This window comes from Natrinema gelatinilyticum (genome assembly GCF_024266705.1).
Classification (GTDB): Archaea; Halobacteriota; Halobacteria; order Halobacteriales; family Natrialbaceae; genus Natrinema; species Natrinema gelatinilyticum.
In genome coordinates, this window is the sequence record NZ_CP100756.1 from 3,215,582 (window position 1) to 3,230,102 (window position 14,521).

16 protein-coding genes are annotated in these 14,521 nt (G+C 63.6%); 7 read left to right on the forward strand and 9 right to left on the reverse strand.

Translation table 11 applies throughout. From position 1 onward, the window contains the following. Positions 1-15: 15 nt before the first annotated feature. From NJU76_RS15745 to NJU76_RS15755, 3 genes are read right to left on the reverse strand one after another with little or no spacing between them, the layout of a single operon-like run. Positions 16-1,431 (reverse strand): class II fumarate hydratase, encoded by a 1,416-nt coding sequence (locus NJU76_RS15745; RefSeq protein WP_254530314.1) that lies wholly within the window; start codon positions 1,429-1,431, stop codon positions 16-18. A gap of 19 nt (positions 1,432-1,450) precedes the next feature. After that, positions 1,451-3,055, reverse strand: coding sequence for a PH domain-containing protein (locus NJU76_RS15750; protein WP_254530315.1), 1,605 nt, complete (start codon positions 3,053-3,055; stop codon positions 1,451-1,453). Between the two features lies 1 nt (position 3,056). Further along, positions 3,057-3,518 carry a PH domain-containing protein gene (locus tag NJU76_RS15755; RefSeq protein WP_254530316.1) on the reverse strand — a complete coding sequence of 154 codons (462 nt, stop codon included), beginning with the start codon at positions 3,516-3,518 and terminating at the stop codon, positions 3,057-3,059. Between the two features lie 247 nt (positions 3,519-3,765). Between NJU76_RS15755 and NJU76_RS15760 the strand changes: the two genes are divergently transcribed. Continuing rightward, positions 3,766-4,578 (forward strand): enoyl-CoA hydratase/isomerase family protein, encoded by an 813-nt coding sequence (locus tag NJU76_RS15760; RefSeq protein ID WP_254530317.1) that lies wholly within the window; start codon positions 3,766-3,768, stop codon positions 4,576-4,578. Positions 4,579-4,623: 45 nt separating this feature from the next. Here NJU76_RS15760 and NJU76_RS15765 read toward each other — a convergent pair whose 3' ends face one another. Both NJU76_RS15765 and NJU76_RS15770 read right to left on the reverse strand, forming a co-directional pair. Then, positions 4,624-4,884: a BolA family protein gene (locus tag NJU76_RS15765; RefSeq protein ID WP_254530318.1), complete on the reverse strand. Its 261-nt coding sequence runs from the start codon at positions 4,882-4,884 to the stop codon at positions 4,624-4,626. A gap of 85 nt (positions 4,885-4,969) precedes the next feature. After that, entirely contained in the window at positions 4,970-5,296 is a 327-nt protein-coding gene (locus tag NJU76_RS15770) for a NifU family protein (protein ID WP_254530319.1), read from the reverse strand. A 260-nt stretch (positions 5,297-5,556) separates the two neighbouring features. On the opposite strand from NJU76_RS15770, the gene NJU76_RS15775 reads away from it, so the two are divergent. From NJU76_RS15775 to NJU76_RS15790, 4 genes are all read left to right on the forward strand, one after another. Next, positions 5,557-6,081, forward strand: a complete 525-nt coding sequence (locus tag NJU76_RS15775; protein WP_254530320.1) for a DUF7523 family protein — start codon at positions 5,557-5,559, stop codon at positions 6,079-6,081. 126 nt (positions 6,082-6,207) lie between these two features. Next, entirely contained in the window at positions 6,208-7,722 is a 1,515-nt protein-coding gene (gene cysS / locus NJU76_RS15780; protein WP_254530321.1) for a cysteine--tRNA ligase, read from the forward strand. Between the two features lie 165 nt (positions 7,723-7,887). Continuing rightward, entirely contained in the window at positions 7,888-8,100 is a 213-nt protein-coding gene (locus NJU76_RS15785) for a hypothetical protein (RefSeq protein ID WP_254530322.1), read from the forward strand. Positions 8,101-8,147: 47 nt separating this feature from the next. Then, positions 8,148-8,852: a DUF6517 family protein gene (locus tag NJU76_RS15790; RefSeq protein ID WP_254530323.1), complete on the forward strand. Its 705-nt coding sequence runs from the start codon at positions 8,148-8,150 to the stop codon at positions 8,850-8,852. An 85-nt stretch (positions 8,853-8,937) separates the two neighbouring features. Here NJU76_RS15790 and NJU76_RS15795 read toward each other — a convergent pair whose 3' ends face one another. The 4 genes from NJU76_RS15795 to NJU76_RS15810 all read right to left on the reverse strand — a co-directional run bounded on the left by NJU76_RS15795 (position 8,938) and on the right by NJU76_RS15810 (position 11,946). Beyond that, the gene (locus NJU76_RS15795; RefSeq protein ID WP_254530324.1) at positions 8,938-10,038 is read right to left on the reverse strand and encodes a presenilin family intramembrane aspartyl protease PSH; all 1,101 of its coding nucleotides are present in this window, start codon (positions 10,036-10,038) and stop codon (positions 8,938-8,940) included. A 109-nt stretch (positions 10,039-10,147) separates the two neighbouring features. Next, on the reverse strand, positions 10,148-10,408 hold the full coding sequence (locus NJU76_RS15800; protein ID WP_254530325.1) for an H/ACA ribonucleoprotein complex subunit GAR1: 261 nt from the start codon (positions 10,406-10,408) through the stop codon (positions 10,148-10,150). Position 10,409: 1 nt separating this feature from the next. Beyond that, on the reverse strand, positions 10,410-10,691 hold the full coding sequence (gene srp19, locus NJU76_RS15805) for a signal recognition particle subunit SRP19 (RefSeq protein WP_254530326.1): 282 nt from the start codon (positions 10,689-10,691) through the stop codon (positions 10,410-10,412). A 94-nt stretch (positions 10,692-10,785) separates the two neighbouring features. Next, complete coding sequence (locus NJU76_RS15810) at positions 10,786-11,946, reverse strand: PGF-CTERM-anchored ABC transporter substrate-binding protein (RefSeq protein WP_254530327.1); 1,161 nt, start codon at positions 11,944-11,946, stop codon at positions 10,786-10,788. 60 nt (positions 11,947-12,006) lie between these two features. On the opposite strand from NJU76_RS15810, the gene btuC reads away from it, so the two are divergent. Both btuC and NJU76_RS15820 read left to right on the forward strand, forming a co-directional pair. After that, entirely contained in the window at positions 12,007-13,110 is a 1,104-nt protein-coding gene (gene btuC / locus NJU76_RS15815) for a vitamin B12 ABC transporter permease BtuC (RefSeq protein ID WP_254530328.1), read from the forward strand. Beyond that, entirely contained in the window at positions 13,107-14,444 is a 1,338-nt protein-coding gene (locus NJU76_RS15820; protein WP_254530329.1) for an ATP-binding cassette domain-containing protein, read from the forward strand. The genes btuC and NJU76_RS15820 overlap by 4 nt, the downstream gene beginning before the upstream one ends. Positions 14,445-14,521 lie beyond the last annotated feature (77 nt).

Below are 14,521 nucleotides of genomic sequence, written 5' to 3' on the forward strand. Positions count from 1 at the left end.
GCGTGCTGGACCGCTTCAGTCGTCTTGGCCGAGAATGCCGCGTTCGGTCATTTTCCGGGAGTCGAGCACTTCGTTGGCTTCCTCCTCGTCTAGGTACCCTTTCTCGAGGACGACCTCGCGGACTGTCTTCCCTTCCTTGAGCGCGGTCTTTGCGACCTCGCTGGCCTTATCGTAGCCGATGTGGACGTTGAGCGAGGTTGCCATCGCCATCGACTGTTCGACGCGGTCCTGGCAGTACTCCTCGTTGGCCTCGAGTTTCCGCACGAAGCGCTCGCCGAAGACCTGACTCGCGTTCGAGATGAGTTCCGCAGACTCGAGGAAGTTGTGTGCGAGGACGGGTTTGTAGAGGTTAAGGTCGATCTGGCCCTCCGCCGCGCCGGCCGAGACGGCGGCGTCGTTGCCGACGACCTGTTTGTGAACCTGGTTGACGGCCTCGGCGACGACGGGGTTGATCTTGCCGGGCATGATCGAGGAGCCGGGCTGGTTCTCGGGCTGTTCGATCTCGCCAAGCCCGTTGCGCGGCCCGGAGGCCAGCAGGCGGAGGTCGTTGGCGATTTTGTTCAACGATCCGGCGACGGTCCGCAGCGCACCGTGGGCCTCGGACATCGCGTCGTGGGCGGCCTGCGCCTCGAAGTGGTCGTCAGCTTCGCGGAACTGAACACCCGTCTCCTTCGTGATGTACTCGGCCGCGCGGCCGGGGAACTCGGGGTGCGTGTTCAGCCCGGTCCCGGTCGCGGTCCCACCGAGCGCGAGTTCGCTGAGGTGGTCACGGACCTTGTCGACGCGGGCCAGCCCCTTCTCGACCTGCGTACGGTAGCCGCCGAACTCCTGGCCGAGCGTGACCGGGGTGGCATCCTGCAGGTGCGTCCGGCCCGTCTTCACGACGTCGTCGAATTCCGTTTGTTTCTCCTCGAGTGCTTCGCGGAGCATATCGAGTGCGGGGATGACGTCCTTCTCGACGGCCTCGAGGGAAGCGACGTGCATCGCGGTCGGGATGACGTCGTTGGACGACTGGCCGTAGTTGACGTGGTCGTTGGGGTGGACGACGCGGTCGCCGATTTCCGCGTCCATGATTTCGGCGGCGCGGTTGGCGATGACCTCGTTTGCGTTCATGTTCGAGGAGGTTCCGGATCCGGTCTGGAAGACGTCGACCGGGAACTGATCGTCGTGTTCACCGGCGATAACCTCGTCGGCGGCCTCGATAATCGCCTCGGCGACGTCGTCGTCGACCAGACCGAGGTCGCGGTTGGCTTGCGCAGCGGCCTTCTTGACGACGCCGAGCGCGCGGACGAATCGGCGGCTGAACGTGATCCCGGAGATGGGAAAGTTCTGGATCGCACGCTGCGTCTGGGCCCCCCAATACGCGTCTGCGGGAACCTCCATCTCGCCGAGGCTGTCCTCCTCGATTCGGTAGTCGTCTCCGTCTGCCATAGCGAAGGGTTGGAGGCGGTCAGGTAAAATCCACCGAAAGCCCGATATCGTCTGACTGAACGCGCTCGCGCAGAGCCGACTGAAGTCGTTCCCGGCCCGTGCAGTGAACCTCGCGAGCCGTCTCGAGGTGGATGTCGTCGATCGACGGGGTTCCCCAAGCGAACGTCCGCGAACTGGCGGTGTCGACGGCGAGCGACGCCAGCCCGAGTCGACGCTGGAAAATCGAGCGCTGCGTCGAGACCGTCTGGATTCGATAGTACGGAACGACGGTCGTCCGGCGCTTCCAGAACCCGCTTTTAATCACGAGATGGTCCTCGCCGACGAAGTAGCCCAGATTGACGTATTTCAGATGGGCAGCGGGCGGAACGACGACGAAGGCGACCACGGAGAGGTACCAGCGGTCGACGGTCGAAACCCGCGTGAGTCCGAGTGCGGCCACAACGATGACGCAGGCGAGTAGCGAGTACCGAACGAGATAGCGTCGACGGGCCAGCGTCGGCGGTCGACGAAACGCGGGCGTTTCCACGCCGGTTATGTTTTCGGCGAACCGGTAGATGCGATCCGATTCCGCGAGCGGGACGGCCGACTGGCTGGCGCTACCCACGTCGGGACCGTAGCCGGCAGTTTCGACCCATAAACCGGCGTAGCCGACCAGTCGCTGAAGCGGGTTCTCCGTAACCGTGACCGACTGGACCTTCTCGGCGGGGATCGAACCGCTGTAGCGTTGGATCAGCCCGCGCTCGTAGACGAAGTCCTCACCAGCTCGTCCCAGCCGGAATCCGTGGTAGTTCGCGATTGTATAGAGCGCGCTCGAGACGTACGTCGCGCCGACCCACTGGAGGATCGTCACCCCGATCAACACGAGAAGGGGACCGACGGCTGCGCCGTCAATCGCTTCCGGACCGCCGAGTGGCTGGGCTGCCAGCAAGACGAACGCTGGTACCAGCCCCGAGCCGGAATCAGCGCCTTGAAGGAACAGCAGTATCGCGACCGGGAAGACGGCCGCGCCCCATCTGAACGATGTCAGTGCGTAGACCAGGAGTTCCTTCAATTCGAGTTCGAACAGGAGAACCGGTCCGCCCTCGTCTCGAGGGCGGTCAGCCGAGGTGAGTTCGTCGACGCCAGGGGCGTCGGATGCGTCGGCTGTGGTCGATCGGCCGGCCTCACCGGTCGTCCCATCGTCGATTGCTGCCGTTCGCCGACGGATTTCCGATCGAAGCCGCTCGGCCTCGTCTTCGCTCACAAAGTTCAGTGTGGCTTCCGTCTCGCCGCCGCCGGCGGTTTCGATCGAAACGACGGCGAGCCCCAGGATTCGCTGGACGATACCCTGGGCAACGTCGACGTTCTGAACGCGGCGATACGGTATCTCTCGAGATCGCCGAGAGAAAACGCCGGAAGTGACGTCGAACGTGCTTGACGTGATCTCGTACGTAAATCGGTAATAGTAGACGATCCCGTATCCGATCCCGGCGACGAGACCGAGAGGGGACAGCACGAACAACAGATCGATATCGATGTCGAAGATGCTGGATCCGACTCCCACGAGAAACAATGGGATCGACAATCCGGTCACCCCTCGCTGGAGGGCCAGCGTCACGGCGCTGAGCGGATGTAAGCGATTCATCTCAAACGGCGTCCTCTCCCCCGCTCTCGACGGCCAGTTCGCGAAGCGTATCCTGCAAACTTCGGGCTCGAGACGGCGTCAAACCCGGTATTCGAACATCTGCGTTCCGGGAACCGGCCGTGTAGACGACGACGCTCGAGAGTCCCAGCGCCCGTTCGATCGGACCGAATTGCGTATCGACGTGCTGTACCCGGACGAACGGGACGGCAGTTTCGACGATGGTGACGACGCCTCGCTCGAGGTAGAGTGCGTCGTCTTGTAGCTCGAACCGCCAGATCTGATAGAGTCGGACGGCGTAGACGCCACCGAGGGCGAACCCGAGGAGGACGACCACGACCACGACGGACGTTGGAACGGTGACGAGCCACACGTCGACCGCGGCGAGGCCGACACCGAGGAGAGCAGCGACGAGAGCGCCCCGGGCGATCCAGAGCAATCTAATGCGGGGATGAAGTGATTCCATATCCTCAATGTGTCAGTACCAGTGGATAAAGCTACGGTTCCGCCGGTTTGAATCGGCAGAAGAGAACGAGCGATCCACGAGCGAGGTAATTCCATCCGAACGGCCAGTCAGCGCGTGCTCGGATTGTGAAACGCGACCCTCAGTCTCAAGGGCGGTCGTCAGTGCTGCCGGGTGTGAGCGCTCGCGGCGAGCAGTCAATCGTGTGACGAAGGTATTTATCACGGTCTCTGATCAACGGTTCTCCCACATGGCTTCAGATACGTCAGAGACGGATCAGTGGGAGAACGTCGAAGTCAGTCGCGATGGTCACGTCGGCCGAATCACGCTCTCACGTCCCGAGGCGATGAACACGTTCAGTACCGGACTCGCACAGGATCTCGATGCGGCCCTTCACACGCTCGACGAGGATCCCGACACACGGGCGATCGTCGTCGAGGGGGCGGGCAAGACGTTCTCAGCCGGGATCGATCTCTCAGAACACGGCGACCACGAGGCCAAATCGGAGTACGAAGAGTGGGTGACGCGGATGGAAGAACCGTTCCATACGCTGACCGAGATGCGGACGCCCGTGGTTGCCGCTGCCCACGGCCATGCGGCCGCCAACGGGATTGGTCTGGTCGCTGCCTGCGATCTTGCAGTGGCCGACGAGGGAACACAATTCGGGGCCACGGCCCCGAAAGTCGGCCTCTTTTGCATGGGGCCTGCGGTGCCGTTGATGAACGCACTCAACAGAAAGCGCTGTCTCGAACTCATTCTGACCGGCGAACTGATCGACGCGGAGACGGCTCTCGAGTGGGGCTTGATCAATCGCGTGGTCCCCGAAGGCGACCATCTGGAAACGGCGATGGAACTTGCGGAAACGATGGCGTCGAAGAGCCCCACGGCGGTACAGATGGGAAAGCGAGCGTTCTACGAGATGGTCGAACTGGACTACGACGACGCGCTCGAGTACTCGAACGAGCGATTCGCCGCCCTTTGTACGACGGACGATGCACACGCCGGGATCGAGGCCTTCCTCGACGGGGAACCGCTCTCGGCCGATGAGTGGCCCGAAACGTAACGGTCCCCTTCTCCGCGGGAGACGGAACCGAACTCGCGGTCCCGGTTACCCGTCTACCTCGAGGTCGTCGTACTCAGCGGGCGTGTAGGTCGAGAGTTCCAGGGCGTGGATGTCGGTCGTCATGTGTTCGCCGAGACTGTCGTAGACTTTCTGATGCTGTTGAACCAGCGGCAGGCCCTCGAACGCGGGTGAGACGACCGTCGCGGCGAGGTGGTCCTCGTCGTGTTCGTCGCGCGCGTGCGTGACAGTTGCCTCGGCGTTCTCGAGATTCGATTCGATGAGTTCCTCGACAGCGGTCGGATTCATACTGGAGGGTTCGTCGCTCGAGGCAAAAGCGCCGCGGTCGCGGCAGCGGATTGCGACACGGCCGACGCCCGGACCGATGGTTCGCTCAGAACGGGGTATCCGGCGGCACGTCGCGGCCCGAGGATCCCTGATCGGCCAATCCGTCGAGTCCGGTACTGACCGAAACGTGGTCGATCGCGTCGATCTCCGTCGGCAGCCGCTGTTGAATCGCGTGAGTCGTCATCGGGCTGATCCCACAACCGCTGCACGCCCCGCTGAGATTGATCGAAACGCGGCGCTCGTCGAGATCGATCTCGGTGATCGAAGAATCACCGCCGTGCATCTCGATCTGGGGGAAGTTCCGCCGGAGAAACAGCGAAACGTCTTCGCGGACGGCATCTTCGGTAGATGGCTCCTGGTCGGACTCGTTCATAGGCGCACGGAGGGCCTACAGCAGTTTATACTATCGGTCGAACTGGTTCACGTTTTTCTCCGAAGACCGGGGTATCCCGTCGAGTCGATTCAGGAGGTCTGATACGGTCTGCTGTACCGATGTACCGGTGCAACCACAGGACGGTCGCGGTTGCACCGGCAATGACGTACAATAGTCCGTATGAGGTGACGTGATTCTGCGAGCCACGGTGCGGATTCGATGACGGCGAATTTATACTGACTGGTGACACCGTCCACGATATGTCACTGGCAGCCGAGACGCGCCTGGCGGTCGATCGTCATCCGTTCCTCCTGACCGCGCTGCGGGCCGGCGTCGTCAACTATACCGCCGCTGCCCGCTATCTCGATGTCGACGGCGAAACTGATGCGATTGCCACGGCGCTCCGTCGGTACGCAGACGAATTGCCTGCGTACGAGACCGAGTCGCGGGACGTTCGTGTCCGGATGGAAAGTGGGATCGAACCGCTCGAGAGAGACGAGGACGGAGGCGGGTCGAGACATTCGAGCGGGGACGCGCTCGTCGCCGTAGGCGAGAGTTCCTTCGGCCCTGGCGGCGGCGATAGAACCGCAATTCTGGCGACTGGTGACGTCGATACGGCCGGTCTCGCGGCCGTGCTCGAACGCCTGTCTCTCGAGGGAATTTCGCCGGAGGCGACAGCGATGTCACACGAGACGCTGGTCATCGTGGTCAGACGACGAGAGAGCGCGAACGCACTGCGGGCGGTCGAAAGTGCACTCGAGTGTGTCGGTACACGTCTCGAGTAGCGATTACGAAATTGGAACCGCACACAGCCTTCCGAAATTGGAACCGCACACAGCCTTCGGCCGAGTCAGACACCGCGTTCGGGCGTCATCACACGCTTTAACTGTCGTCCGAGGCAAGTGAGCGTCATGACCCTGCACGTGACGAACACGTTGACGGGCGAGAAAGAGCCGTTCGAGCCACGGGATCCCCAGAACGTCCTCCTCTACTACTGTGGCCTGACGGTCTCCGACCCGCCTCACCTAGGCCACGCGCGGTCGTGGGTCCACGTCGACGTCATGCACCGGTGGCTCGAGCATCTCGGTTACGACGTTCGTCACGTCGAGAACTTCACGGACGTCAACGAGAAGATCGTCGCTCGAATCGGGGAGGACGACCTCGGAGAGAACGAACCCGTGGTCGCGGAGACCTACATCCAGCGGACGATCGACGACATGCGATCGCTGAACCTCCTCAGGGCGGAGGTCTATCCCCGGGTTTCAGAGCACATTCCCGAAATCGTCGACCTGGTCGAAACCCTGGTCGAAAAGGGCTACGCCTACGAATCGAACGGGTCGGTCTACTTCGACGTCACCAGCTTCGACGACTACGGCAAACTCTCGAACCAGGAACTCGACGAGATCGAATCACAGGGCGATCCCGACGAACGCTCGGAAAAGCGCAATCCGGCGGACTTCGCGCTCTGGAAGGCCGACGGCGTCGATCCAGAGGCCGTCGCAGAACACCGTCACGAGGGCGTCGACCAGGGGGGTGAGCCGCCGACGGGACTGACCTGGGATTCGCCGTGGGGCGAGGGTCGACCTGGCTGGCACATCGAGTGCTCGGCGATGAGCATGACTCACCTCGGGGAGACGCTCGACGTTCACGCCGGCGGTCGTGATCTGGTCTTTCCCCATCACGAAAACGAAATCGCCCAGTCGGAAGCCGCCACAGGCAAAGAGTTCGCGAAGTACTGGCTCCACTGCGAACTCTTCCAGATGGACGACGAGAAGATGTCTTCGAGTCTGGGCAACTTCGTCACCGTCGACGAGGCGATCGATCGGTGGGGGACGAACGTGATGCGAACGTTCCTGACCGCCGGTTCGTACAACAGCAAACAGCTCTACTCGGACGAGACGATCGCCGAGGCCGAAGAGCGTTGGGACCGCCTCGAGCGGGGGTACGAGGCGGCCGTCGACGCGCTCGACTCGCCCGACGCGAGATCGAAGACCGAGGACGGGACATTTCGCGATGAGATTTCGGGCGCGCGCGAGGCGTTCACGAACGCGATGAACGACGACTTCAATACGCGTGAGGCCCAGTCCGCATTACTGTCTGTCGTCACGGCGGTCAACCGCCACCTCGAGCGGACTACAGATGCGGACAACGAGACGGACGGCTACGACTACCGCGGCCTCCGGCGGGCCGTCGAGACGTTCGACGAACTGGGCGGTGTTCTCGGCCTCTCCTTTACCGGCGACACGACCGGCACGGCAGAACTTGCTGGCGATGTGGTCGACCTAGTCCTCGAGGTCCGCACTCGAGAGCGAGACGCCGGCAACTACGAACGTGCCGACGAATTGCGCGACGAGCTCGAGGCGCTCGGGATCGAAGTCCAAGATACCGACGAGGGGCCGACCTACCGGCTCCCGTCGGGCGAATAAGGAATATCAGATCGCCGATTGTGACGGTCTCGTTGGCCGACCCGTTCACGTAGGTGGCGAACCTCGAGCCGTCAATGAACAGCGGAACTGCTCGAGTCGAGCGACGAGGTCGCCCTCGACCGCACGACCGACGAGCGCAGTTCGCTCCGCTCCTCGCTCGAGTGCATGGAGTCGATCATCGACGATGTACTGGGATTCGACACGGCCGACGCGGTCGAGAAGACCGAATTGATTCCGCTGACGACGGCCGTCGAAACAGCGTGGGATCACGGCAACTACGGGGGACGAAGGTGGCGGCCGGTTCGACGTTCGGGACGTGTCACTGTGACAGGTGTCGCGACGAACGAGGCAGCAGTCGAGACGGTCATCAGGGAGTGAAGACCACCGCGGCGCTTATTTCCTCGAGTCTGGTCAGAGTGACTGACATGAATCGAAGGCTGTTCATCGGTGTGCTCGGGGTCGGGGCTTTCGGTACGGTAGCCGGCTGTCTCAGCAGCGGCGCCGACGATAGGCCGACGTTTTCTGCGACGCCGGCGCGCGTCTCCGAGGAAGCGGCGGGGGAGGCCGGCTATGGGTATCAGGGAACCAGAGAGCTGACCGAAGGAGCGCAGGTCGGCGGCCAGGACATCGAGGTGACGAGCTATACCAGCGTTTACGATCGGGGTATCGAACTGTCCGCTGAGCGGTTCGGAGCGGGAGCCGTGAAGGCGGGCGTGTTCGGCGTGACCTCGCTCCCGCAGGTTACCGTGGGCGGAGAGGAGTATGACCCCGTCGGCGACCGCTCGACGAGGTTCCTCGCTGAGCGAGTACAAAGCCACTACGCGGGAATCGAAGTCGACAGGGCACTCGGCGGCCGTGCGCTCCAGGCGCTCGGTCAACGGTTTTCGTTCCAGGCGTACGAGGGAACCGCGACGCTTCGGGGCGAGTACGACGTTCGCGTTCGGATCGACCTCACCCAGCGCGACCACGAGGACGACCACCTCGTCGTCGCAGCCGTGTATCCTGTCGCCGAACTCTTGCCGGGAGGTTCGGAACAGGGCAGGATCGATATCCTCACTCGAGGGCTCGAACAGTACGACGGTATTTCCGTCGATATCGTCGATCAGGACGGAAGTACCGGTGACACGTGAGAAGACGAGTGACCGTAATCGAACTGGGACGACGTCGATCACTGTTGGCTCCGAGAAAATCGTCTCGACGGAGTGTAACGACTGCCTACAGTCCGAGTGCAGTGGCTATCGGGAGTCCACTCGCGAGCGCACCGAGCAGGTAGCCACCGATGGCACCGCCGTTGAGCAGCGGCAATCCAGCGTGTGGGCGCCCTTTGAGCACCATGTGCATGAGAACGAGCAGTCCGCCGACAGTTCCGATCATCGCACCGAGCGCCGGCACGTTCACCGTGATACCGGGGACTGCGGCCGTGGGGAGGTCGAGAAACGAAGCCGCGCTGGCGACGAGAACCGTCGGAATAACCGCGTCGCCGAGGCCGATGAACAGGGCGTCACGCTCGAGCGCGTCCGTCACGGAGTCCTCATCGGCGTTCGCACCCGAGCCGTCGGCATTCGCTTCTGAGCCGTCGTCAGTTCCGCCCGCCCTGCCGATGTTGCCAGCATCGCCGACAGCGTTTGCGTCGGTTGCGGATTGGTCGGTTGTGACAGCGTCGCCGCCGTCGCTCTCGAGGACACCGTCCGTACTCCCCGCGGCGAGATAGGAGTACGAGAGCGTCGTCGGAACGACGAGGACGACAGGAATTTTGAGGTCCATTACGCCTTCAGCGAGATCCAGCATGTGTTCGGTGCCGTAGACGCTGATAGCGTCGTAGACAGCCAGTACCGTGAGTAACAGTATCGTCGGAAGAATGCCGAAGCTGATACCGAACAACGCCGCAGCGCCGGCTCCCATCACGACCCCCGCGCTATCGATCACGTACCACTCGGGATACCACAGGAGCGCCGCACCGACGCCGAGCGCGGCGGCGATGGCGAGGCCGTTCGCGACAGCGTCCGAAACGAACGGCGAAACCACCGGGGGAACGAGTTCCGCGAAGACGTACCACGAAATCGTTACGCTCACCCCGACGAGCGAGAGCTTGATGAGCCACTCGAGATTGTATTTGAACGCAGCGAGCATGAGTCCAGTCGCGGCGAGCATAACCCCGAAATAGAGAACGCTGTTCGTCGGATTCTCGGGGTTCTCGACGGCCTGCCGACCCGATTCGTCGAACGGCTCGATCAGCGCAAGCGCACCGACTTGAACGCCGAGGAACAACAGCACCGTCAGCCCCACGGCGGCGAGAACCCGCGTCCGGTCGTTCATGACGCGACATTGGCACTCCGCTCGTATTGGCTTTTCCACTCCGCGTTCGCGCCGACGTGTCACCTGTTATCGCCTGTTTCGTCTGAATTCGTCCGAAAACGAGGTCGGATTATCGCGCGTACAGCGTCGACCCGACGAGCGACGGCAGGTGCACGTCATCGTCCGGCGTCACGGCCAGGTATGGTCTCGAGACGGGGCCGAACACGTCGACGACGCGTCCGACCTCCTCGAGGGAGTCATCGAGGACTATCGTCCCGATGTCGTCGCGGTGTTCGTCGCCGTCGTCGGTCGCTCCGTCTCCGTCGGGGGCATCCGCTCGTAAGACGGCGAGCCCCTGTGCGGTGCGAACGACTGCGCCGACCCTGTGCATCTCACTCGCGCATCGCGACGACGTACGCCGCGACGGCCTGGACGAGGTCGTTTTTGGACGAGTCGTCCGCCCCGCGGACGACTACTCGGCCGCGCTCGGCCCACGGTTCACGCGAGTAGGCCTTGTCCCGCTCGATCGTGGCATCGTACCCGATCTGTTGAACGGCTTTCGCGATTTCGTCGACCGTCGGTTCCTCGACTGCAAGATCAAGGGACACCCGTCGTCCCTCGGCCCGCGAGATATCGGCATCGAGATAGGCGGGCCAGATGACGTTCTCGACCATACGCATTTCTGAGTGGTCAGGCGAGTAAACGCTTTTCAAAGCGAGACGGCGCTTCGAACGACGAAAACGGGAACGTGATTCGTCCGAGACCGAGTTATCGTCGCGCGACGACGAAGCTCATGGCTGCCAACAGCGCAGCGAGAGCGGCTGAAACTCCGAACCCTGGAATTGCAGCGTCATCGCTTTCCTCGCTTCCGTCGTCGTTCGATTCCGAATCCGTCGCGTTCCCGTCGTCGCTGTACGTCTCGTCGACCGCCTCGAGGTCGCCTTCGATCTCGGCGTACACCTCGGGGTGGACCTGCTCGATCATCGTTTCGATCGCGTAGACGACGTTCGGTCCGGGTTGGCTCATCGCGTTGTCGTCGACGGCGACGACGTTCTCTTCCTGCACGGCGGTCGTCTCTTCGAGCCCACCCGGTATCGGTGGCGAATCAGTCCGGTCGGGGTAGACGATCCACGTCGGATCCTCGTCGACGACTACCTCCGAGTTGAGTTGCACCCAGCCCGTCTCGCCGACTTCGGCGGCCAGGTTCGTGAGCCCGGCCGCGGTCAGTACGTCGTGTTGAAACGTCTCCGACCCGGAGGTCGCGCCGTCCTCGCCGCTGGCGTAGTACGCGAGTGGCTCGTCCGCCCCCTCGAGTGCGGTCTCGTAGATCTCGAGTCGTTCGTCCATCCACGAAATCGTCTTCTCGGCGCCCGCACAGTGTCCCGTCACGGCACCAGTCACGCGGACGTTCTCGCGGACGCCGTCGATCGAATTCGCCGTGTCGAGGACCACGACGGGTATGCCCGCGTCCTCGAGCGTCTCGAGGAGGTCCTGGTTGTAGGTGGCGATGTTGGCCGCGAGGACGACGTCCGGACCGAGCGTGACGATCTTTTCTGCGACCGGGGTGACGCCGTCGTCGGCGGTGATGTCCGTCCGGTCTCCGGCGTCGAGCGACTCCGTGTACTGGCTGACGGGCATCCCCACGACCGTTTCCTCGGCACCGATCGAGTAGGCGAGTTGTGCGTCGCCCGGATACAGCGTCACCACCGATTCGGGTTCCTTCTCGAGTGTGACTTCCTTGCCCCGTGCGTCGGTCATCGTAAGCGGATACTCACACTGCACGTTCGATTCCCCCTGCAGGTTCGCTTCCCCCTGCGCGTTCGCCTCCTGTACAGCCGGTACCGTCGCAGCGCTGGTGGCGGCCGCGACGGGAGCAATAGCAGAGACTGTCAGTACGGCGGCGATCAAAACCGTCAGTTGCTGTCGCATCGTCTGCGAGGTGAACCTACTTCAACAAATATTTGACTACTGCAACCGAGGTTGGGGAGTATGGAGCGACCGGTTCGGACAGCGGTATGGTCGGCGGGGCTCACAGCGCTGCTCGTCGCCGTCGTCCTGGGAAGCGCTGCTCTCGGACCGGTCCGTATCGCGCCACTCACCGTCGCCATGGCAATCTTGAACGCGGTCACCGTCCCGTCGGGCCTCGAGATCGGACCCGCTACCCTCCCCGTTCTCGGCTGGTCCGTTCCGCTGCCCGGTCTCGAGTACACGTCCGTTTTCTCGTTCGACGTGCAACAAACGCATCAGTTCATCGTCACGCGAATGCGATTGCCACGAATCGCGCTCGCGGCGACGGTCGGATTTGCACTCGCCGCCGCAGGGACGGTAATGCAAGGGTTCTTTCGAAATCCGCTCGCCGACCCGTCGATAATCGGGGTTTCCACCGGTGGCGCGACCGGTGCGGTGGCGGCAATCGCGTTTCCGGCGCTGGTACCGTTCGGCAGCGTCCACCTCGCCGCGTTCGCGGGTGCGCTCACCGCTGCAGTAGTCGTCTACGCGATCGCGACGGAGGGCGGTCGGACGCCGGTCGCCACGTTGTTACTCGCCGGGGTCGCCGTGCAGGCGTTTCTCGGGTCCGTGATCTCGTTCATGCTCATTCACAGCGGCGACGGCATCAACGAGGCGATCGTCTGGCTGATGGGAAGCTTACGAGACCGCGGCTGGGATGACGTCACGTTCGCCCTCCCGGTAACGCTTCTCGGCGTCGTCGTTCTGAGTGCGTACGCTCGAGAACTCAACGTGCTCCTGCTCGGCGAGGAGGATGCACACCACCTCGGCGTCGACGTCGAACGGACGAAGCTGTTCTTACTCGCGCTGGCGAGCGTGGTCACCGCTGCCGGGGTCGCCGTCACCGGCGTTATCGGGTTCGTTGGACTCGTCGTCCCCCATATCATGCGACTGGTCGTCGGCCCGGACCACCGCATCCTGTTCCCGACCAGCGCCCTCGCTGGCGCGTCGTTTCTGGTCGTGACCGACACGCTCGCGCGATGGCCGATCGGGCCGACCGAGGTCCCCGTCGGTATCGTCACCGCGGCGCTGGGTGCGCCGTTCTTCCTGTTCCTGCTCACCCGCCAGGAGGTGCATTCGGTGTGAGACGGAGTCGTCGAGCGAGTGATCCGGTCACGTCTCACGGGGGTCTCGACCCGGCGACGATTTCGGTCGACGGCTGCACGCAATCGTTCGGCGACCTTTCCGTCCTCGAGGACGTCTCCTTGACGATCGAGCCGGGCGATTTCGTCGGTCTCGTCGGCCCGAACGGAGCGGGAAAGACGACCCTGCTCCGGGCGATCAGCGGCGCGCTCGAGCCCGATTCGGGACGAGTAACGATCGACGGTGTGACCGTCCACGAGGTTTCGTCGCGAGCCTCGAGCCGGCTCGTCTCCGTCGTTCCGCAGGACACATCGTTGTCGTTTTCGTTCCCCGTCCGCGACGTCGTTGAAATGGGGAGACATCCCCACCGCTCGCGGTTCTCACCGCCGACGGACGTCGATCGAGCGGCAGTCGAACGCGCGCTGGAGCGAACCCGGACGGCCGAGTTCGCCGACCGACCGATCGACGAGATCAGTGGCGGACAGCGCCAGCGGGTCGTCCTCGCCCGCGCGATTGCACAGGAGACCCCTGCGCTGCTGCTCGACGAGCCGACGGCCAGCCTCGATATCTCCCACCAGGTGGAGACGCTCGAGTTGGTCCGGGAACTGGTGGACGACGGACGAACGGTGGTGGCGGCGATTCACGACCTGGATCTGGCCGCGCGCTACTGCGATCGGCTCGTGCTGCTCGCGAACGGGTCGATCTGCCGGGACGGCGCACCGTCGACCGTTCTGACCAGCGAAACGCTCGCCGACTCCTTCGACGCGAACGCGGTGGTCACGCCGAATCCGGTGACCGGTGGCGAAACGGTGACCGCGCTGGCGGACGCACGAGAGACCGGTGCGCTGCCGAATCGCGTGCACGTTCTCGGATCGGGTGCCGCCGCGGCAGGCGTCGTTGCCCGCCTCGAGGCGGCGGGCCCAGAGGTATCGCTCGGTCCAGTCTCGAGCGGCGACGCTGCCGCCGAAACTGCGCGTTCGCTCGAAATCGAGACGATCGAAACGGAGCCGTTCACCCGCCTCTCGTCGGCGGATCGAACGGCAGCGGCGCGTTACGTTCGCGAAGCGGACGTGGCGGTGCTGGCGGACCTTGTCCTCGGTGCCGGCAATCAGACGGTTCTCGACGCGCTCGAGGAGACCGACGCGCTGGTAGTGGTCGAAACGCGGCCGCTTTCCGAACGGAATTTCGCGGGGACGGCAGCCGGGAGTCGCTACAGTGCGTGTCGAGAACAGGCGATAGAATCGGCGCCCGAGACCGTGCTCACAGCGGTCACGAACGCGTTCGCGGATCGTCACAGTGCACAGACGTCTGCGTCGGCCGACCCGCCGACTGACTGAGGAGCGACGGTCGCGGCCACGGGTTGACGACGACAGCGGCGGCCCAGGGGAACGAACCCGACGGCGAAGCGGACCAC